This window comes from Enterobacter cloacae complex sp. ECL352 (assembly GCF_020149545.1).
In the GTDB taxonomy this organism is placed as follows: domain Bacteria; phylum Pseudomonadota; class Gammaproteobacteria; order Enterobacterales; family Enterobacteriaceae; genus Enterobacter; species Enterobacter asburiae_B.
On record NZ_CP083709.1, the window covers coordinates 4,276,212 to 4,295,150 of the forward strand.

Annotated in this window: 16 protein-coding genes and 1 other RNA gene; 11 read left to right on the plus strand and 6 right to left on the minus strand. The window is 57.5% G+C overall.

Going from position 1 to position 18,939, the window contains the following annotated elements; all coding sequences use genetic code 11:
* The gene (locus LBF07_RS20985) at positions 1-2,376 is read left to right on the plus strand and encodes a glycoside hydrolase family 3 N-terminal domain-containing protein (RefSeq protein ID WP_094935173.1); all 2,376 of its coding nucleotides are present in this window, start codon (positions 1-3) and stop codon (positions 2,374-2,376) included.
* A gap of 5 nt (positions 2,377-2,381) precedes the next feature.
* Here the strand turns inward: LBF07_RS20985 and rprA are convergent.
* Positions 2,382-2,489, minus strand: an RNA gene (gene rprA / locus LBF07_RS20990) — antisense sRNA RprA.
* A gap of 209 nt (positions 2,490-2,698) precedes the next feature.
* Positions 2,699-3,814: an AI-2E family transporter YdiK gene (ydiK, locus tag LBF07_RS20995; RefSeq protein WP_033145295.1), complete on the minus strand. Its 1,116-nt coding sequence runs from the start codon at positions 3,812-3,814 to the stop codon at positions 2,699-2,701.
* 199 nt (positions 3,815-4,013) lie between these two features.
* Between ydiK and LBF07_RS21000 the strand changes: the two genes are divergently transcribed.
* The 3 genes from LBF07_RS21000 to LBF07_RS21010 all read left to right on the plus strand — a co-directional run bounded on the left by LBF07_RS21000 (position 4,014) and on the right by LBF07_RS21010 (position 7,757).
* The gene (locus LBF07_RS21000; protein WP_094935174.1) at positions 4,014-7,070 is read left to right on the plus strand and encodes an FAD-binding and (Fe-S)-binding domain-containing protein; all 3,057 of its coding nucleotides are present in this window, start codon (positions 4,014-4,016) and stop codon (positions 7,068-7,070) included.
* Entirely contained in the window at positions 7,067-7,477 is a 411-nt protein-coding gene (gene menI, locus LBF07_RS21005; protein ID WP_094935175.1) for a 1,4-dihydroxy-2-naphthoyl-CoA hydrolase, read from the plus strand. Before LBF07_RS21000 ends, menI begins: the two co-directional genes overlap by 4 nt.
* Before the next feature lie 85 nt (positions 7,478-7,562).
* Complete coding sequence (locus LBF07_RS21010) at positions 7,563-7,757, plus strand: YdiH family protein (protein WP_003857766.1); 195 nt, start codon at positions 7,563-7,565, stop codon at positions 7,755-7,757.
* Positions 7,758-7,845: 88 nt separating this feature from the next.
* Here LBF07_RS21010 and fdhF read toward each other — a convergent pair whose 3' ends face one another.
* From fdhF to ycgZ, 4 genes are all read right to left on the minus strand, one after another.
* The gene (gene fdhF, locus LBF07_RS21015) at positions 7,846-9,996 is read right to left on the minus strand and encodes a formate dehydrogenase subunit alpha (protein WP_112778316.1); all 2,151 of its coding nucleotides are present in this window, start codon (positions 9,994-9,996) and stop codon (positions 7,846-7,848) included.
* A 191-nt stretch (positions 9,997-10,187) separates the two neighbouring features.
* Complete coding sequence (locus LBF07_RS21020; RefSeq protein WP_048977426.1) at positions 10,188-10,466, minus strand: biofilm/acid-resistance regulator YmgB/AriR; 279 nt, start codon at positions 10,464-10,466, stop codon at positions 10,188-10,190.
* 29 nt (positions 10,467-10,495) lie between these two features.
* Positions 10,496-10,816, minus strand: a complete 321-nt coding sequence (locus tag LBF07_RS21025; protein ID WP_094935177.1) for a hypothetical protein — start codon at positions 10,814-10,816, stop codon at positions 10,496-10,498.
* Positions 10,817-10,820: 4 nt separating this feature from the next.
* Complete coding sequence (gene ycgZ / locus LBF07_RS21030) at positions 10,821-11,060, minus strand: regulatory protein YcgZ (RefSeq protein WP_094935178.1); 240 nt, start codon at positions 11,058-11,060, stop codon at positions 10,821-10,823.
* A gap of 338 nt (positions 11,061-11,398) precedes the next feature.
* Between ycgZ and LBF07_RS21035 the strand changes: the two genes are divergently transcribed.
* The 7 genes from LBF07_RS21035 to sufS all read left to right on the plus strand — a co-directional run bounded on the left by LBF07_RS21035 (position 11,399) and on the right by sufS (position 18,936).
* On the plus strand, positions 11,399-12,619 hold the full coding sequence (locus tag LBF07_RS21035) for a diguanylate phosphodiesterase (RefSeq protein ID WP_094935179.1): 1,221 nt from the start codon (positions 11,399-11,401) through the stop codon (positions 12,617-12,619).
* A 188-nt stretch (positions 12,620-12,807) separates the two neighbouring features.
* The gene (locus LBF07_RS21040) at positions 12,808-13,536 is read left to right on the plus strand and encodes a MerR family transcriptional regulator (RefSeq protein WP_033145300.1); all 729 of its coding nucleotides are present in this window, start codon (positions 12,808-12,810) and stop codon (positions 13,534-13,536) included.
* A gap of 313 nt (positions 13,537-13,849) precedes the next feature.
* On the plus strand, positions 13,850-14,218 hold the full coding sequence (sufA, locus tag LBF07_RS21045; RefSeq protein WP_033145301.1) for a Fe-S cluster assembly scaffold SufA: 369 nt from the start codon (positions 13,850-13,852) through the stop codon (positions 14,216-14,218).
* 8 nt (positions 14,219-14,226) lie between these two features.
* Positions 14,227-15,717, plus strand: coding sequence for a Fe-S cluster assembly protein SufB (gene sufB, locus LBF07_RS21050; RefSeq protein WP_094935180.1), 1,491 nt, complete (start codon positions 14,227-14,229; stop codon positions 15,715-15,717).
* A 9-nt stretch (positions 15,718-15,726) separates the two neighbouring features.
* Positions 15,727-16,473: a Fe-S cluster assembly ATPase SufC gene (gene sufC, locus LBF07_RS21055; protein ID WP_014831592.1), complete on the plus strand. Its 747-nt coding sequence runs from the start codon at positions 15,727-15,729 to the stop codon at positions 16,471-16,473.
* Positions 16,448-17,719 (plus strand): Fe-S cluster assembly protein SufD, encoded by a 1,272-nt coding sequence (gene sufD / locus LBF07_RS21060; protein ID WP_094935181.1) that lies wholly within the window; start codon positions 16,448-16,450, stop codon positions 17,717-17,719. The genes sufC and sufD overlap by 26 nt, the downstream gene beginning before the upstream one ends.
* On the plus strand, positions 17,716-18,936 hold the full coding sequence (sufS, locus tag LBF07_RS21065; RefSeq protein WP_094935182.1) for a cysteine desulfurase SufS: 1,221 nt from the start codon (positions 17,716-17,718) through the stop codon (positions 18,934-18,936). The genes sufD and sufS overlap by 4 nt, the downstream gene beginning before the upstream one ends.
* Positions 18,937-18,939 lie beyond the last annotated feature (3 nt).

Genomic DNA, 18,939 nt, shown 5'->3' on the forward strand with positions numbered 1-18,939 from the left:
ATGACGACTATCTATAAGGACGCGGGACGTCCCGTGCACGAGCGCGTCGCCGATTTACTGGCGCGCATGACCCCGGAAGAGAAGTTCGCCCAGATGCACGCGTACTGGCTGATCCTCGATGAAAACGGTAACCACCGCGAGCGCAGCGACCTGAGTGACGAATTCGCCGGCGTGAGCGAGCAGGCTGCGCTCAGCGAACGGCTGAAGCTCGGCGTCGGGCAGATCACGCGGCCGCTGGGCACCCATATCGTTGACGCGAAAACCGGCGTGCGCGCGGCGAACCGCCTGCAGCGCATGATGATGGAAGAGACGCGGCTCGGCATCCCGGCGCTATTCCACGAGGAGTGTCTGGTGGGGCTGCTGTGCAAAGATGCCACTCTGTTCCCGTCGTCATTGAACTACGGTTCGACCTGGGATCCGGAGCTGGTGCAGCGGGCGGCAGAGCAGATTGGCAAAGAGGCGCGCTCCGTCGGCTGCCAGCAGGGGCTGGCGCCGGTGCTGGACGTGTCACGCGACGTGCGCTGGGGGCGAACCGAAGAGACCTTCGGGGAAGATCCCTGGCTGGTGGGCGTAATGGCGACCGCCTACGTGAAGGGCTTACAGGGCGATAAGCGCGATCTGCTGGCGACGCTCAAGCATTACGTGGGGCATTCGTTCAGCGAAGGAGCGCGCAACCATGCGCCGGTCCACCTGGGGTTCAGCGAGCTGAACGACACCTTCCTGCTGCCGTTCGAAATGGCGGTCAAGCTGGCAAACGCCGGTTCGGTTATGCCCGCGTACCACGATATTGATAACCAGCCGGGGCACAGCGACAGCTTCCTGTTGACCACCGTCCTGCGAGAGCAGTGGGGGTTCGACGGGATTATTGTCGCGGACTACGGCGGCGTCAGCCTGCTGCACCAGCACCACGGGATTTCCCACGACGCGGCCGAATCTGCTGCGCTGGCGTTCAACGCCGGGCTGGACGTTGAGCTGCCGAAAGACGACTGCGCGCGGCATCTGGCGGAAGCGGTAGAGCGCGGGCTGATCGCTATGGCGAAGGTCGACGAGATCGTGGCGCGTACGCTGACGGAAAAATTCCGCCTTGGCCTGTTTGAAAAGCCGTACGCGGATGAAAACGGTATCGATCTGCAAAACGATATGACCCGCCAGGCCGCGCGGGAGGTGGCGACGAAATCGCTCACGCTGCTGGAAAATAACGGCATTTTACCGCTCGGCGGTAAACCCCGGGTGGCGGTGGTGGGGCCGACGGCAGACGATCCGCTGGCGTTACTCAGCGGCTACAGCTTCCCGGTGCATTTGATCATCAGCGATATGGTGGAAGAGACCTCGCAGGTCACGACCCCGCGCGCGGCGCTGGAGCAGTATCTCGGTACATCGAACGTCCGCTATGCCAAAGGGTGCCACATCATCGAAAAACGGATGGCGGGCGCGCCGGTCTTCCCGGGCGACAGCGGCGGCAAACCGATGCAGCAGTCACCGGTATCGCAAAGTACCGCCCCGATCCCCGAGGCCGTGAACGCCGCGCAGGAGAGTGACGTGGTGGTGGCCTGCGTGGGCGATCTCGCCGGGCTGTTTCAGAGCGGTACCGTGGGGGAAGGTTCCGATACCGATTCCCTGAACCTGCCGGGCGTGCAGCAACAGCTGCTGGAAGCGCTGGTCGCCACCGGTAAACCGGTGATTGTGGTCATGACCGGGGGGCGTCCATACAACCTGCAGGGTCTGGAAGATAAGGTCGCGGCGCTGATGATGGCCTGGGCGCCGGGGCAGGAAGGGGGCTGGGCGATTGCGGACGTGTTAACCGGGCGTGCGGAGCCGCAGGGTCGCCTGGTGGTGAGCGTGCCGAAAAGCGCCGGTGCGATGCCGTATTACTACAATCACAAGCTCAAAAGCGGCGGTACACCGTTTGCGTTCCATTTCGGCTCACGTTACCCGTTTGGCTTCGGCCTCGGCTGGACGACGTTTAGCTGGGGCGCTGTCCGCGTCGCCGAAAGCAGCGTACCGGTCGACGGTGAGGTGAGGCTGAGCGTGGATATCACCAATACCGGAGAGCGCAGCGGCAGCGAGGTGGTGCAGGTTTACGTCAGGGATAAGGTCGCCACGCAGGTGCGGCCGCTTCAGGAGCTGAAGGCCTTCCAGCGCGTCACGCTCTCGCCGGGAGAAACCGCCACGCTCACCTTCACGCTGCCGGTTGAGATGTTCAACTTCACCCGTCGCGACGGAAAACGCATCGTCGAGCCGGGCGAGTTTGAGCTGCAGGTTGGCGCATCGTCGGCGGATATCCGCGAGACGGTGATGGTCAATGCGACAGGGGAAACGCGGGTGTTGCCGGCTGAGTGGCGGATGCTCAGTACCTGTGAGGTTCAACGCGCGTAGTCAGAATAAAAAAAAGCCCATCGTGGGAGATGGGCAAAGACTACACACAGCAATTCGTTGTTTCACTCAGGGGATTTCCATGCTTATAAATCAAGGTGTTGATTTATAACCGTGTGCTAATAGTAGGCATTGTGTTATTTAGCGTCGATCGGATTCGTCTCAATAGTTAAAGAGACGTAAAGAATTCTTGAGGTTATTAGCAGACTTACTGCTGAAAAGGCGGGTCTGACCAGTGAGCAACGAATAAATACTTTAGCAGTGTTTAAGTATCATGCGGGAAAGTGTAGGCCGGGTGAGCGTTAACGCCACCCGGCAGCATACCTTAATGCGTGTTCTTCTCTTCCAGCTCTTCCAGTTCGCTCAAAATCACGTCCGGGTCAGTTCCCGGCGGCGGAATTTCATGCACCCAGGCAGAGAACAGACGCCAGGTGACGGCGAGCAGCACCGGGCCGATGAACAGGCCAATCATGCCAAAGGCAATCAATCCGCCAATGACCCCGGAGAGGATCAGGATCAGCGGCAGGTCTGCGCCCATGCGGATGAGGATCGGACGAATCACGTTATCCATGGTGCCGACCACGCAGCTCCAGACCAGCAGCACCGTTCCCCACGTGGTATCGCCCGTCCAGTAGAGCCAGATAATGCTGGGAACCAGCACCAGCAGAGGTCCCAGTTGCGCAAGACAGGTCATCAGCATGACCACGGTGAACACGGTGGCGTACGGTACGCCGGAAATCGCCAGACCGATCCCGCCCAGCACCGCCTGCACCAGCGCGGTGACCACCACGCCCAGCGCAACCGCGCGCACGGCCTGCGCGGCCAGCAGCACCGCCGCGTCACCGCGTTTGCCCGCCAGGCGGGTGGCAAAGTGACGAACGCCTAAAGCCACCTGCTCGCCGCGCCAGTAGAGCAGGGCGCTGAAGAGCAGCATCAGGGTACAGTGCATCATAAAGCGGCCGATATGCGCCGCTTGCCCGACAAACCAGGTGGTGGTGGTGCCAATATACGGGCGGACTTTTGCCATCAGCGCGCTGCCGCCCATCTCCAGCAGGCTATGCCAGCCGCTGTAGAGTTTGGCGCCCACCAGCGGAATGCTGTTCAGCCAGGCGAGATCCGGCAGCGTCAGGTCGCCGCTGCTAATGGCGCGAATAACCGGGCCACTCGAATCCACCAGGCTATTTACCAGCAGGGCAATTGGAATGATAAACAGCAGGAACAGCAGGAGCGTCATGACCAGCACGGCGAGCCCACGACGGCCGAACAGCAGCTTCTGCAAGCGCAGCAGCAAAGGCCACGTGGCCACGACAACGGTCGCAGCCCACGCAAAGCCGAGAATAAAGGGTTGAACAATCCACAGACACGCAATAATCATGAGGGCCAGAAACAGCACCGACAGCAAAATTTGCGCAACATCCCTGGGCTGGCGAAGATTGACCATAAATGAAACTTTCCTTAAAAGAACGCCAGTACGACTGGCGGGAACGGAAAACCGCGTCTCTTTAATCATTAATGATCTCAGCGGTTTTTAACAGGCGAATTCTGCCTGTAATTCAGCAGAGATTATAAGAAAAAAATGTGATAAAACTTTTAAGATACACGCAAACGATTTCATACAACTCTAATTAGGGTCGACAGTCATGATCCCACAGATTTCTCAGGCACCTGGCGTCGTTCAGCTGGTGCTTAATTTTTTGCAAGCACTGGAGCAACAGGGTTTTACAGGTGATACCGCCACGAACTATGCCGACAGGCTGACGATGGCGACCGATAACAGTATCTACCAGCTTCTTCCCGATGCCGTGGTTTTCCCCCGTTCAACGGCCGACGTCGCGCTTATCGCCCGGCTGGCCACGCAGGAGCGGTTTGCCTCGCTGGTCTTCACGCCGCGCGGCGGCGGCACCGGAACCAACGGTCAGGCGCTGAACCAGGGCATCATTGTTGATATGTCGCGCTATATGAACCGCATCATTGAGATCAACCCGGAAGAGGGGTGGGTGCGGGTCGAAGCGGGCGTCATCAAAGATCAGCTTAATCAGTATCTCAAGCCGTACGGCTACTTTTTTGCCCCTGAGCTTTCCACCAGCAACCGCGCCACCCTTGGCGGGATGATTAACACGGATGCCTCCGGGCAGGGCTCGCTGGTCTACGGTAAAACCTCCGATCACGTGCTGGGCGTGCGTGCGGTGCTGCTGGGCGGCGACATCCTCGATACCCAGCCGATGCCGGTCGAACTGGCGGAAACGCTGGGCAAAGATAATACCGCCAGCGGGCGCATCTATCGTACCGTGCTGGAACGTTGCCGCGACAACCGCCAGCTTATTCTCGATAAATTCCCCAAACTGAACCGCTTCCTGACCGGTTACGATCTGCGTCACGTCTTCAACGATGACCTGACCCAGTTTGATTTAACCCGCGTGCTGACCGGCTCCGAAGGGACGCTGGCGTTTATTACCGAAGCGCGGCTGGATATCACCCGGTTGCCGAAAGTGCGCCGTCTGGTGAACGTCAAATATGACTCCTTCGACTCCGCGCTGCGCAATGCGCCGTTTATGGTGCAAGCGCAGGCGCTGTCGGTGGAAACCGTCGACTCTAAGGTGCTCAATCTTGCCCGGGAAGATATTGTCTGGCACTCCGTAAGCGACCTCATTACCGACGTGCCGGATAAAGAGATGCTCGGTCTTAATATCGTGGAATTTGCCGGCGATGATGCGGAGCTGATTGAGCGGCAGGTCACCACGCTCTGCCAGCGTCTGGACGAGCTGATTGCGCAGGGTGAAGGCGGCGTGATCGGCTGGCAGCTCTGTAACGATCTGGTCGGGATTGAGCGTATCTATGCGATGCGTAAAAAAGCCGTGGGCCTGCTCGGCAATGCGAAAGGGGCGGCGAAGCCCATTCCCTTTGCCGAAGATACCTGCGTGCCGCCCGAGCATCTGGCGGATTATATCGTGGAGTTTCGCGCCCTGCTGGACAGCCACGGCCTGAGCTACGGCATGTTCGGCCACGTCGACGCCGGGGTACTGCACGTGCGTCCGGCGCTGGACATGTGCGACCCGCAGCAGGAGATCCTGATGAAGCAGATCTCCGACGACGTGGTGGCCTTAACCGCCAAATACGGCGGCCTGCTGTGGGGGGAGCACGGGAAAGGGTTCCGCGCGGAGTACAGCCCGGCATTCTTCGGCGAACAGCTCTACGCGGAGTTGCGTAAGGTGAAAGCGGCTTTCGACCCGCATAACCGCCTTAACCCGGGTAAAATCTGCCCGCCTGAGGGTGTTGATGCCCCGATGCTGCAGGTGGATGCCGTCAAGCGCGGCACGTACGACAGGCAGATCCCGATTGCGGTGCGCTCGTCCTGGCGCGGCGCGATGGAGTGCAACGGCAATGGCCTGTGCTTTAACTTTGATGTGAAAAGCCCGATGTGCCCGTCGATGAAAATCACCAGCAACCGTATTCACTCGCCGAAAGGGCGGGCGACGCTGGTGCGCGAGTGGCTGCGTCTGCTGGCCGACCGCGGGGTGGATCCGCTCAAGCTGGAGCAGGAGCTGCCGGAAAAACGGGCCAGCCTGCGCTCGCTGATTGAGCGCACCCGCAACAGCTGGCATGCCAACAAGGGCGAGTATGATTTCTCCCACGAGGTGAAAGAGGCGATGTCCGGCTGTCTGGCCTGTAAAGCCTGCTCCACCCAGTGCCCGATTAAAATCGACGTGCCGGAGTTCCGCTCGCGTTTCCTGCAGCTTTACCACACCCGATACCTCCGCCCGGTGCGCGACCATCTGGTGGCGACGGTGGAAAGCTACGCGCCGCTGATGGCGCGTGCGCCAAAGACCTTCAACTTCTTTATCAACCAGCCGCTGGTGCGCAAGCTCTCCGAAAAACACATCGGCATGGTCGATCTGCCGCTGCTGTCGGTCCCGTCTCTGCAGCGCCAGCTCGTCGGTCACCGTTCGGCGAACATGACCCTGGAACAGCTGGAGGCGCTCACTCCGGAGCAAAAAGGCAATATGGTGCTGGTGGTGCAGGATCCGTTCACCAGCTACTACGATGCGCAGGTCGTGGCCGATTTCGTCCGTCTGGCGGAGAAGGTGGGCTACCAGCCGGTTGTGCTGCCGTTCTCTCCCAACGGCAAGGCGCAGCACATTAAGGGTTTCCTGAACCGATTTGCGAAGACCGCGCAGAAAACGTCTGACTTCTTAAACCGCGTGGCGCAACTCGGGATACCGATGGTCGGTGTCGATCCGGCGCTGGTGCTTTGCTATCGCGATGAATACAAGCAGACGCTGGGCGATAAGCGCGGTGATTTCAACGTCATGCTGGTGCACGAGTGGCTTCCGGTGGCGCTGGCAGATAAAGCCGTTCAGGATGTCAGCGGTGAACCGTGGTATCTGTTCGGCCACTGCACGGAAGTGACCGCGCTGCCGGGTGCCCCCGCGCAGTGGGCGTCCGTTTTTGCCCGCTTTGGTGCGAAGCTGGAGAGCGTCAACGTAGGCTGCTGCGGGATGGCCGGAACCTACGGACACGAAGTGAAAAACCACGCCAACTCGCTCGGTATCTATGAGCTGTCCTGGCATCAGGCGATGCAGCGTTTGCCGCGAAACCGCTGTCTGGCGACGGGCTACTCCTGTCGCAGCCAGGTAAAACGGGTAGAAGGTAACGGTGTGCGTCACCCATTGCAGGCTTTACTGGAGATAATTGGATGATCTGGAAACGTGCCGTGACGCTGCAGGCGCTGAACGCCATGGGCGAGGGGAATATGGTGGGGCTGCTGGATATCCAGTTCATCCGCATTGGCGACGTTGAGATTGAGGCCACCATGCCCGTCGATAGTCGCACCCACCAGCCGTTTGGTTTATTGCACGGCGGGGCCTCCGTCGTGCTGGCCGAAACGCTGGGCTCGGTGGCGGGGTATCTCTGTACCGAAGGGGAGCAGAAGGTTGTCGGACTTGAGGTGAATGCTAACCACATTCGCTCGGTGCGCAGCGGGCGCGTGCGCGGTGTTTGCCGCGCGCTGCACGCCGGAAGCCGCCATCAGGTGTGGCAGATAGATATTCTCGATGAGCAGGATCGCCTGTGCTGCTCGTCGCGGCTGACCACGGCGGTTGTGTAAAGTTTTCAGATGTTTTGCCTTTGGTCAAAAACTAGCCAGTCCGTTGTGATATACTGGTCAGGTTTTGTACATAAGCGAGGACATCATGGATACTGAAATAACCCCAACACAGCTGGCAATTGAATATTTACGTCGCGATAAGAGCAACCTGTCTCCGGCGCAGTACCTGAAAAAGCTGAAACAGCTTGAGCTGGAATTTACAGATTTGCTGGCGCTCTCTTCGAATGAACTGAAAGAAGAGATCTACTTTGCCTGGCGGTTGGGCGTTCACGTCCATTGAGTACATGAGAATAAAAGGGCCGCGAGTGCGGCCTTTTTTGTGTCTGAAATTCAGTATCGGGCGGCGGTGACGCCACCCGATATTTTCCTCAGACATTGACGGCGTTGATCAGCCGCGACTTCATGGACTGATAGGCCGACGCCGCAAAATCCTCCGCCCAGCGCTGGTCCTCAATCGCCTCCAGCTGCACCGCGCAGTACTTCGTTTCCGGCGTTTTGGAGATGGGATCGAGATTATCCTGGGTCAGCTCGTTGCAGGCGCCAATCCACCACTGATAGGTCATGTAGACCGCCCCGGCGTTGATACGCTCGCTAATGCTGGCGCGGGTAATCACTTTGCCGCGACGCGAGCGCACCCAGACCAGCTGGCCCTCCGCGATGCCCAGATTTTCCGCATCGGCAGGGTTCATTTGTACCCGGCCCGGCTCATCGGCCAGGCTTTGCAGCGCGGCGCAGTTCCCGGTCATCGAGCGGCAGGAGTAGTGTCCCACTTCACGCACCGTGCACAGCACCAGCGGGAAATCCGCGTCCGGGGTTTCCGCCGGCGCGCGCCACGGGGCGGCAAAGAGCTGCCCTTTACCGGTTGGGGTGTCGAACTGATTGTCTTTGTACAGGTACGGCGTTCCCGGATGATCCAGCGTCGGGCACGGCCACTGCACGTGGCCCATCTCGCCCATTTTTTCATACGTTACGCCGTAGAAGAGAGGGCACAGCTCGCGCATCTCGTCCCAGATCTGCTGGTTGGAGTCATAATGCATCGGGTAGCCCATCTCGGTGGCGAGCAGGCTGATGATTTCCCAGTCGCGCTTCACGTTGCCGCTGGCCTCAATGGCTTTGCCAAAACGCTGGAATCCGCGATCGGCACAGGTAAAGACGCCGCCGTGTTCACCCCAGGAGGTGGCAGGAAGCAGAACGTCCGCCACTTCTGCCGTTTTGGTCATAAAGATGTCCTGAACCACCACAAAGTCGAGCGCCTCAAAACCGCTGCGAACGAGACCGAGATCGGCTTCGGTCTGAAGCGGATCTTCCCCCATGATGTAGTAGGCCTTGACCTTGCCTTCCAGCGCCAGATGGGGCACCTCGGTAATGCGCGTCCCGACCCGATCGTCCATTTTATTGGCGTCAATTCCCCAGGCATCGGCAAACTTCTGCCTGACCGCCGGATCGGTCACATCCTGATAGCCCGGGAACATATTCGGCAGAACGCCCATATCGCAGGCGCCCTGAACGTTGTTTTGTCCGCGCACCGGCCCGACGCCGACGGCAGGGCGGCCGAGGTTGCCGGTCAGCAGCGCCAGGCTGGAAAGCCCTTTGACCACATCCACGGCCTGACCAAACTGGGTCACGCCCATACCCCACATCACGGTGGCGGAAGGGGCCGCCGCGAAGGTGCGCATCGCCTGACGAACGTCGCGGGCGGGAATGCCGGTAAGATGCTCAACCTTCTCCGGCGCATAGTCTTTCACCGTCTGGCGGTAAGCCTCAAGCCCCTCGGTAAAGCGCGCCACGTAGCTTTTGTCGTAGAGCTCCTCTTCCAGCAGCACGAAGCCAAAGGCGTTCACCAGCGCCATATTGCTGCCGTTTTTCAGCTGCAGATGCTGGTCGGCGATGCGCGCCGTTTCAATGCGCCGCGGATCGCAGACGATAATTTTTGCGCCGTTTTCCCGCGCTTTCAGCACGCGTCGGGCGACGATAGGGTGGGAGTCCGCGCAGTTATAGCCAAACACCAGCAGGCATTTTGAGTTTTCAATATCGCTGATTGAGTTGCTCATCGCGCCGTTGCCGAGCGTTTCCTGTAAACCGGCCACGGAAGGGCCGTGACAGACGCGCGCGCAGCAGTCCACGTTGTTGGTGTTCAGCACCGCGCGGGCAAATTTTTGCATCACATAGTTTGTTTCATTGCCGGTTCCGCGAGAGGATCCGGTGGTCATGATCGACCGCGGCCCGTGCTGCGCTTTAATGCTGCTGAGTTTGTGCGCGGTGTAGCGGATAGCCTCTTCCCAGGTGACGGGAGTGAATGCCTCGCCTTTGCGGTAGCGGATCATCGGCTGGGTCAGGCGCGGGGTGAGCAGACGGGTATCGTTGAGGAAGTCCCAGCCGTAAAAGCCTTTCAGACACAGGGTGCCCTGGTTTGTGACGCCTTCTGCGGCTTCGGCACGGATGATACGGTTATTTTCAACGACAAGGTTTAATTTACAGCCTGCACCGCAGTAGGGGCAGACGCTGGCGATCTTTTTCATCAATAACAGACCTGTTAAGAAATGAAGCAAAGTTGACTGGAAAATCCAGTCCCGTACACGGAGGTAAGCAGGAACCGTGCCAGGTTGGCTTTGCTGGTTTTACAGGGTGTTAAGCGGGGAAGGCGCGTGTCATCGTCAGGCTGTTCGTCAGTTTTGACGATGACACGAAAGCAGGATGAGTGGCCGTGAAATTACAGGTCGTCCATGGTGTAGCCCACGACAATTTCCAGCGTCTTGCGAATTACATCCGCCTGGACAACATCGTGGGTCGCTTCCAGCGTCTGAATGAGCCAGAGGATTATCGCTTTGTTGGACAGATGGCCTTCGGAGGCCAGAACACAGCGTACTGCAGTAGAAAAAATAGCGGACTCTTCAGCAAAACGATCGCCTGCATGACGGAAATATTCCGCCAGCGCACTGTCTAAAAAAGCAGAGTGGTATTCGGGTTGAAGCTGAATATTTTGTCTCATTTGTTCTCACCGTAGCTGTTAAATTGCAGTCAATGTATTTTTTTGGGGTCGGACGGTTTTCCACTTCCAAATAACGGCACTACATTGTCTCTGTTATCGTTGAGAGGTCCCTCTCTGTTCGTTCGTCCTTGCGCGGTTCTGCGACGTTTAAAGGCGATGCTGTTTGAGCCGATCTCGGCAATCACCACCGCTAGTGTCTCCCGCCGCCGGGGATCCTTTTCATGTTCTTCCATGACCCGCAGACGCTGCAGCAATCCTTCGGTTGTCACTGGCCCCCGCTCTTTCAAAAGAGAGAGAACGGCTTCACCGATAAGCGTGTCGATCAGTTTGTCTGCGTTACTGCTCTTCATATCCTTACCGTTCGAAGAGCAGACCAAGCAGCTTGTGGTAATGCTCTTCCTCTTCCGGGCCATCGGCCTTTTCGAGGCGGCTGAGCAGTTTGGTACAGAGCGATTTGCGATTCAGGTTTCGCCCGTCGCTGAGGATTTCGACAACCACCTGGCCCAGCGTCTCCTGCTGAGTAGGAAGCGCCGCCTTTTCGAAGTACTGTGCGATCGCTGCTGCGGAATCTGTGGCGTAACCTTTCTGCTGCATGTTTCGCTCCTGTAAAATTTTGTAATCACTAACGTTACAATTAAGGTATACACAATTCTTAAATCTGTACACTTAAAATGTACAGATTTTTAATATTTTTATGATATATTTTATAAATTGCTTTATTTTCAGGTGGTTAATTAGTTGGTATGAACCGGTAATGTTACAGGATATATTGTACAAAAAGTTCGGGCGCTGATAAGTTGTACAGCCTGGAAAAAAGCATCATCAAATGCCGTAAATGGTTGAGATGTAAATTATTTGTCAGGCAATTAATGTGCTATAAATGATCCTTATCCACCTTTTTTGTGGCCAAAACCCTAACCCCCAGGAATAGCATGCTCACAACCATCATTTACCGCAGTCATATCTGCGAGGACGTTCCAGTTAAAGCGCTGGAAGCAATGGTCGCTGCTGCAAATAGTAAAAACCGGCAATCCAACGTCACGGGGATCCTGCTGTTTAACGGCACACATTTTTTTCAGCTGCTTGAAGGGCCAGTGGAACACGTCTCTGCTATCTATGAGCATATCTGCAACGACCCGCGCCACCATAACGTGGTGGAGCTGATGCGCGATCACGGACCTGTCCGGCGTTTTGGCAACGTGGGCATGGAGCTTTTTGATTTGCGCCACTTCGACAGGGACGAAGTGCTGCAGCAGGTGCTCAACAGGGGGACGACACGCTATCAGCTGACGTATAATGACCGCCCGCTGCAGTTTTTCCGCACCTTTGTCGAGGCCACGGAAAAAGCGAACTATTTTGAACTGCCGCCTGCGGATTCCTGGGAGTTCGTTCGCGAGGAAACGCGCCTGTCCGCGCAGCCCGAAGTGGTCGCGAAAGGGGCGGATTGCAGCTTTGCGTTCCAGCCGATAGTCGATCCGTTTATGCAGCAGGTCGTCTCCTGGGAGGCGCTTCTCCGCACGCCTGACGGCGGCGCACCGGGAGATTACTTTGCCAATCTGCCGCGTGACGAGGTGTATGCCTCTGATTTACACAGCAAGCAGGTGGCGCTCTCCATGGCCAGCGCGCTGGGGCTCCAGGACCAGACGTTATCCCTCAATCTGCGGCCCATGACGCTGGTCAACATTCCCAACGCCGTGGATTTCCTGCTCACCGCGATTGAAGCCAATGGGTTTGTACCCGAGCAAATTGTGGTGGAGTTCACCGAGAGCGAAGCCATTTCCCGTTTTGATGAATTCACGGATTCGGTCAGGCAGTTAAAAAGCGCGGGTATCAGCGTGACGATCGATCACTTTGGCGCCGGTTTTGCCGGGCTGCAGCTGCTGGCGCAGTTCCAGCCGGACAGAATTAAGATTAATCGCGATCTGGTCGCGAACGTGCATAAAAGTGGCCCCCGACAGGCCATTATTCAGGCGATTATTAAATGCTGCTCCTCGCTTGAGATCCAGTTCTGCGCGGTAGGAGTAGAGAAGGCTGAAGAGTGGATGTGGCTGGAATCCGCCGGGATTTCCCAGTTCCAGGGACATCTTTTTGCCAGCCCGCGACACGGCGGTATTCCCGCGATTGCGTGGCCGGAGAAAAAGTTCGACTTCTGATAAAGCTGTACACATTACGGCAGAGTTAACTGTACGAATGGTAATTTTTATACAACAATGTATTAACAGGTGAAGGGAGGAGTAGCCCATTCACCTGAGCAAAATGCGGTCTTAGTTATACAAATGGTGTGTACAATCTGATAAGGTTGGTGCAGTTAGGTATGGAAGTTCTGAGCGTGAGGGAGTTAATGGCCTATTACAGTATCGGCGAAGTGGCCGAACGATGCGGTATCAACCCCGTTACGCTGCGTGCCTGGCAGCGCCGTTATGGATTGTTGAAGCCGCAGCGCAGCGAAGGAGGTCATCGTCAGTTTGACGATGAAGATATCCTCCGCATAGAAGAGATCAAGCGCCTGATGAAAAGCGGCGTCTCGGTCGGAAAAGTCAAAGCCTTGCTGGAAAACAAAGAAGTATTGACTCAGGGCAACTGGGTCTCGTTTCAGGAAGAAATGATGACCGTTCTGCGTTACGCCAGCCCGGCAAAGCTGCGCGCCAAAATGGGCGAATTCCGCCGCGATCACGCGATAGATGCGCTGATTGACAATATTATTTCTCCCGTTCGTCAGCGCATGAATCAGGATCAAAACACCGTGCGCCACATGGCTAGCCTGTTTGACGGCGTCCTGATCGAATTCGCGATTGCAAGCCTGGCGGAATCCCGCAAAAAAGCCGGTAAAGATGCCCTCCTGATTGGCTGGGAATGCGATGACCGCACCCACCTGTGGCTGGAAGCCGCGCGCTTATCGCAGAAGGGCTGGCACATTGACGTCCTGGCGGAACCTATTGATTCGCCGCGTCCTGAACTGTTCCCTGGGCAAAAAATCTTCGTCTGGACGGGGAAATCCCCAACGCCTCGCCAGCAGGAACAGCTCGACCACTGGCGTGAACAGGGGTTTGCTGTCTCATTTCATCACTGATTAACAGAGGCCTTGAGGGCCTTTTTTTGTTTTTGTCATTTTCTGAGCAAAAGCTATCTCAAAAATAGGCATTTCCGATGCATATTTTACTTTTCTCTTCCCTGTCATAAATGCCGCGACGAAATGCATTATTAATCAATGCATTGAACAAATACATCCATCCTGACTGCATCCTCTCACAGGGTCTATGCTTAATAAAAGTAGGCAAAAAGGGCGGTTTAGCCGAATGCCCCTGCTGACAGAGGGTTGAAGTGATAATCGTTATCACTAACATGGTGTTATGCCCTGATGGCTTATCAGATGAGGTGGACCTATGGAACTGCATTCAGAAACCTTTAATCCTGCCGATTTTGCCTGGCGCGGCTTAACGCTCACGCCAGCGGCGGCGGCACATATTCACGATCTGGTGGCGAAAAAGCCCGAGATCCTTGGCGTGCGTTTAGGCGTCAAACAGACCGGCTGCGCGGGTTTCGGCTACGTGCTCGATACCGTCACCGAACCCGAGAAAGATGACCTGGTGTTCGAGACTGACGGTGCGAAGCTGTACGTCGCGCTGCAGGCCATGCCGTTTATTGACGGCACCGAAGTGGACTACGTCCGCGAAGGCTTAAACCAGTTATTCAAATTTCATAACCCGAAAGCCCAGAACGAATGCGGCTGCGGCGAAAGCTTTGGGGTATAGGCGGTACTATGTCTCGTAATACTGAAGCAACGAGTGATGTAAATACCTGGGGCGGTGGGCACCTCAATTATAAAGAGGGGTTCTTCACCCAGCTGCAGACCGATGAGCTGGCGAAAGGCATCAACGAAGATGTCGTGCGGGCGATCTCGGCGAAACGCAACGAGCCCGAGTGGATGCTGGAGTTCCGCCTGAGCGCCTTCCGCGCCTGGCTGGAGATGGAAGAACCGCACTGGCTGAAAGCGCACTACGACAAGCTGAACTATCAGGACTACAGCTACTATTCTGCGCCCTCCTGCGGCAGCTGTGACGATACCTGCGCCTCGCAGCCCGGCGCGGTGCAGCAAACCGGTGCGGAGAACAGTTTCCTCAGCAAAGAGGTGGAAGAAGCCTTTAACCAGCTTGGCGTGCCCGTGCGTGAGGGGAAAGAGGTGGCGGTGGACGCCATTTTCGACTCCGTCTCGGTGGCAACCACCTACCGCGAGAAGCTGGCAGAGCAGGGGATCATTTTCTGCTCCTTCGGCGAAGCGATTCACGATCATCCGGAACTGGTGAAAAAATACATTGGGACCGTGGTGCCTTCTAACGACAACTTCTTTGCGGCGCTCAACGCGGCGGTAGCCTCTGACGGCACCTTTATCTATGTGCCGAAAGGCGTGCGCTGCCCGATGGAGCTGTCCACCTATTTCCGCATCAATGCCGAAAAAACCGGCCAGTTCGAACGCACGATTCTGGTTGCGGATGAAGGCAGCTACGTCAGCTATATCGAAGGGTGCTCCGCCCCGGTCCGCGACAGCTACCAGCTGCACGCGGCGGTGGTGGAGGTCATCATCCACAAAGACGCCGAGGTGAAATACTCCACGGTGCAAAACTGGTTCCCGGGCGACGGCAATACCGGCGGTATCCTGAACTTCGTCACCAAGCGCGCGCTGTGCGAAGGCGAAAACAGCAAGATGTCGTGGACCCAGTCTGAAACCGGCTCTGCCATCACCTGGAAATACCCGAGCTGCATTCTGCGCGGGGATAACTCCATCGGCGAGTTTTACTCGGTGGCGCTGACCAGCGGCCATCAGCAGGCCGATACCGGCACCAAGATGATCCACATAGGTAAAAACACCAAATCAACCATCATCTCGAAAGGGATTTCCGCCGGGCATAGCCAGAACAGCTATCGCGGGCTGGTGAAAATCATGCCGACGGCCACCAATGCGAGAAGCTTTACCCAGTGTGACTCGATGCTGATCGGTGCCGACTGCGGGGCGCATACCTTCCCGTACGTCGAGTGCCGTAACAACACGGCCCAGCTTGAGCACGAGGCGACGACGTCGCGGATTGGGGAAGATCAGCTCTTCTACTGCCTGCAGCGCGGGATCAGCGAAGAAGACGCCATCTCGATGATCGTTAACGGCTTCTGTAAGGACGTGTTCTCTGAACTGCCGCTGGAATTTGCCGTTGAAGCCCAGAAACTCCTCGCCATTAGTCTTGAACACAGCGTCGGTTAAGGAAAGCACATGTTAAGCATTAAAGATTTACAGGTTAGCGTAGAAGACAAAGCCATCCTGCGTGGCCTCAATTTTGACGTTAAGCCGGGTGAAGTCCACGCCATCATGGGGCCGAACGGCTCCGGAAAAAGTACGCTTTCTGCGACGCTGGCGGGGCGCGAAGATTATGAGGTAACCCACGGCTCGGTGGAGTTTAACGGCAAAGATCTGCTGGAGATGTCGCCGGAAGACCGCGCGGGAGAGGGCATCTTCATGGCCTTCCAGTACCCGGTCGAAATTCCGGGCGTCAGCAACCAGTTCTTCCTGCAGACGGCGCTGAATGCGGTGCGCAAGTATCGCGGCCTGGAGGCGCTGGACCGCTTTGACTTCCAGGACCTGATGGAAGAGAAGATCAAGCTGCTGAAGATGCCGGAAGATCTGCTGACCCGTTCGGTGAACGTTGGCTTTTCCGGCGGCGAGAAAAAGCGTAACGACATTCTGCAGATGGCGGTGCTGGAGCCCGAGCTGTGCATTCTGGATGAGACCGACTCCGGTCTGGATATCGACGCCCTGAAGATTGTCGCTGACGGCGTGAATTCCCTGCGTGACGGCAAGCGTTCGTTCATTATCGTCACCCACTACCAGCGCATTCTGGACTACATCAAGCCGGATTACGTTCACGTGCTTTACCAGGGGCGTATTGTGAAATCCGGTGATTTCACGCTGGTTAAACAACTGGAGGAGCAGGGCTATGGCTGGCTTACCGAACAGCAGTAATGCGCTCCAGCAGTGGCACCGGCTGTTTGAAGCCCAGGGCGGCACGCGCTCTGAGCAGGCGCAGCAGCATCTGCAGCAGATGCTGCGTCTCGGCCTGCCGACGCGTAAGCATGAGAACTGGAAATACACCCCGCTTGACGGCCTGCTGAACGCCGAGTTTGTGACCCGCCTGGCGGATCTCACCCCGGCGCAGCGTGACGCGCTGGCCGTAAACGTGGATGCCGTGCGCCTGGTGTTTGTCGACGGTGAGTTCCGTCCGGAGCTGAGCGACGCCCTTCAGGGGAGCGGATTTGAGATTGAGATAAACGACGATCGCCAGCCCCTGAGCGCCCCGGTTCAGCCTGAGGTTTTCCTGCACCTGACCGAGAGCCTGGCCCGCAGCGTGACGCATATCCGCGTGAAGCGTAACCAGCGTCCGGCAAAACCGCTGCTGCTGATGCACATCACCCAGGGTCTGGACGGCGACGAAATCAACACCGCGCACTATCGCCACCATCTTGAGCTGGCGGAGGGGGCGGAGGCCACGGTAATCGAACATTACGTCAGCCTCAACGATGTCCGGCACTTTACCGGATCGCGTCTGACGATGAACGTTGCCACCAATGCCCAGCTTCACCACGTCAAGCTGGCGTTTGAGAATGCGCCGAGCCACCACTTTGCCCATAACGACATTGTACTGGGTCAGGATGCCGCGGCGTACAGCCACAGCTTCCTGCTCGGCGGGTCGGTATTGCGCCACAATACCAGCACGCAGCTTAACGGTGAAAACACCACGCTGCGCATCAACAGCCTGGCGATGCCGGTTAAATCTGAAGTGTGCGACACGCGCACCTGGCTGGAGCACAACAAAGGCTACTGCAACAGCCGCCAGCTGCACAAAACTATCGTGAGTGATAAAGGGCGCGCGGTGTTTAACGGACTGATTAACGTGGCGCAGCACGCCATTAAAACCGACGGTCAGATGACCAACAACAATCTGCTGTTAGGTCGCCTGGCGGAGGTGGACACCAAACCGCAGCTGGAGATCTACGCCGACGACGTGAAGTGCAGCCACGGTGCGACGGTCGGGCGCATCGACGACGAGCAGATGTTCTACCTGCGTTCCCGCGGTATCGACCAGCAGGCGGCGCAGAAAATGATTATCTATGCGTTTGCCGCCGAACTGACGGAAGCGCTGAACGATGGTCAGTTGAAACAGCAGGTGCTGGCGCGTATCGGTCAGCGTCTGCCTGGAGGCGAAGCATGAGTTTTCCCGTCGAGAAAGTACGGGCAGATTTTCCGGTTCTGACCCGTGAAGTAAACGGTCTTCCTCTGGCCTATCTGGACAGCGCGGCCAGCGCGCAGAAGCCTAACCCGGTAGTGGATGCGGAAGCCGAGTTTTATCGCCACGGTTACGCCGCCGTGCATCGCGGTATTCATACCCTGAGCGCCGAGGCGACCCAGCGTATGGAAAACGTGCGCACGCAAATTGCCGCCTTCCTCAATGCGAAATCGCCTGAAGAGCTGGTCTTCGTGCGCGGAACTACCGAAGGGATCAACCTTGTCGCTAACAGCTGGGGCAACGCGCAGGTCCACGCGGGGGATAACATTATCATCACCCAGATGGAGCACCACGCCAATATCGTGCCGTGGCAGATGCTCTGCGAGCGCGTTGGTGCGCAATTGCGGGTCATTCCGCTCAACGTTGACGGGACGCTGCAGCTCGAGCAGCTCGACGCATTGCTGGATGACCGCACGCGGCTGGTGGCGGTCACCCAGGTCTCTAACGTGCTCGGGACGGAAAACCCAGTGGCAGAGATTGTCGAAAAAGCCCATCAGGCCGGCGCGAAGGTGCTGATTGACGGCGCTCAGGCGGTGATGCACCACGCGGTTGACGTTCAGGCGCTGGACTGCGATTTCTACGTCTTCTCAGGCCACAAGCTCTATGGACCTACCGGGATTGGCGTGCTGTACGTGAAAGAAGATATCCTGCAGGCGATGCCGCCGTGGGAAGGGGGCGGATCGATGATCGCCACCGTCAGCCTGACGGAAGGCACCACCTACGCGCGCGCACCGTGGCGTTTTGAGGCGGGTACGCCCAACACCGGCGGGATTATCGGGCTGGGGGCGGCGGTTTCCTACGTCTCCGCAATCGGCCTTGAAAGCATTCAGGAGTACGAACAGCTGCTGATGCACTATGCGCTTGCCGAGCTTGCCAGCGTGCCGGATCTGACCCTCTACGGGCCTGCCGACCGGCAAGGGGTGATCGCGTTCAATCTCGGGAAACATCACGCCTATGACGTGGGCAGTTTCCTCGATAACTACGGCGTGGCGGTCCGTACCGGGCACCACTGCGCCATGCCGCTGATGGCGTTTTACCAGGTGCCGGCAATGTGCCGCGCGTCGCTGGTGATGTACAACACAACGGAAGAGGTCGACAGGCTGGTGGCGGGGCTTAAGCGTATTCACCAGCTGCTGGGCTAACGG

Coding starts and splice junctions, on each gene's coding strand:
- LBF07_RS21000 (WP_094935174.1), top strand. CDS start 4,014: ATGATCCCACAGATTTCTCAGGCACCTGGCGTCGTTCAGCTGGTGCTT.
- LBF07_RS21035 (WP_094935179.1), top strand. CDS start 11,399: ATGCTCACAACCATCATTTACCGCAGTCATATCTGCGAGGACGTTCCA.
- sufS (WP_094935182.1), top strand. CDS start 17,716: ATGAGTTTTCCCGTCGAGAAAGTACGGGCAGATTTTCCGGTTCTGACC.
- LBF07_RS21020 (WP_048977426.1), bottom strand. CDS start 10,466: ATGAGACAAAATATTCAGCTTCAACCCGAATACCACTCTGCTTTTTTA.
- sufA (WP_033145301.1), top strand. CDS start 13,850: ATGGAACTGCATTCAGAAACCTTTAATCCTGCCGATTTTGCCTGGCGC.
- LBF07_RS21040 (WP_033145300.1), top strand. CDS start 12,808: ATGGCCTATTACAGTATCGGCGAAGTGGCCGAACGATGCGGTATCAAC.
- fdhF (WP_112778316.1), bottom strand. CDS start 9,996: ATGAAAAAGATCGCCAGCGTCTGCCCCTACTGCGGTGCAGGCTGTAAA.
- sufB (WP_094935180.1), top strand. CDS start 14,227: ATGTCTCGTAATACTGAAGCAACGAGTGATGTAAATACCTGGGGCGGT.
- sufD (WP_094935181.1), top strand. CDS start 16,448: ATGGCTGGCTTACCGAACAGCAGTAATGCGCTCCAGCAGTGGCACCGG.
- menI (WP_094935175.1), top strand. CDS start 7,067: ATGATCTGGAAACGTGCCGTGACGCTGCAGGCGCTGAACGCCATGGGC.
- LBF07_RS20985 (WP_094935173.1), top strand. CDS start 1: ATGACGACTATCTATAAGGACGCGGGACGTCCCGTGCACGAGCGCGTC.
- LBF07_RS21025 (WP_094935177.1), bottom strand. CDS start 10,816: ATGAAGAGCAGTAACGCAGACAAACTGATCGACACGCTTATCGGTGAA.
- LBF07_RS21010 (WP_003857766.1), top strand. CDS start 7,563: ATGGATACTGAAATAACCCCAACACAGCTGGCAATTGAATATTTACGT.
- ydiK (WP_033145295.1), bottom strand. CDS start 3,814: ATGGTCAATCTTCGCCAGCCCAGGGATGTTGCGCAAATTTTGCTGTCG.
- ycgZ (WP_094935178.1), bottom strand. CDS start 11,060: ATGCAGCAGAAAGGTTACGCCACAGATTCCGCAGCAGCGATCGCACAG.
- sufC (WP_014831592.1), top strand. CDS start 15,727: ATGTTAAGCATTAAAGATTTACAGGTTAGCGTAGAAGACAAAGCCATC.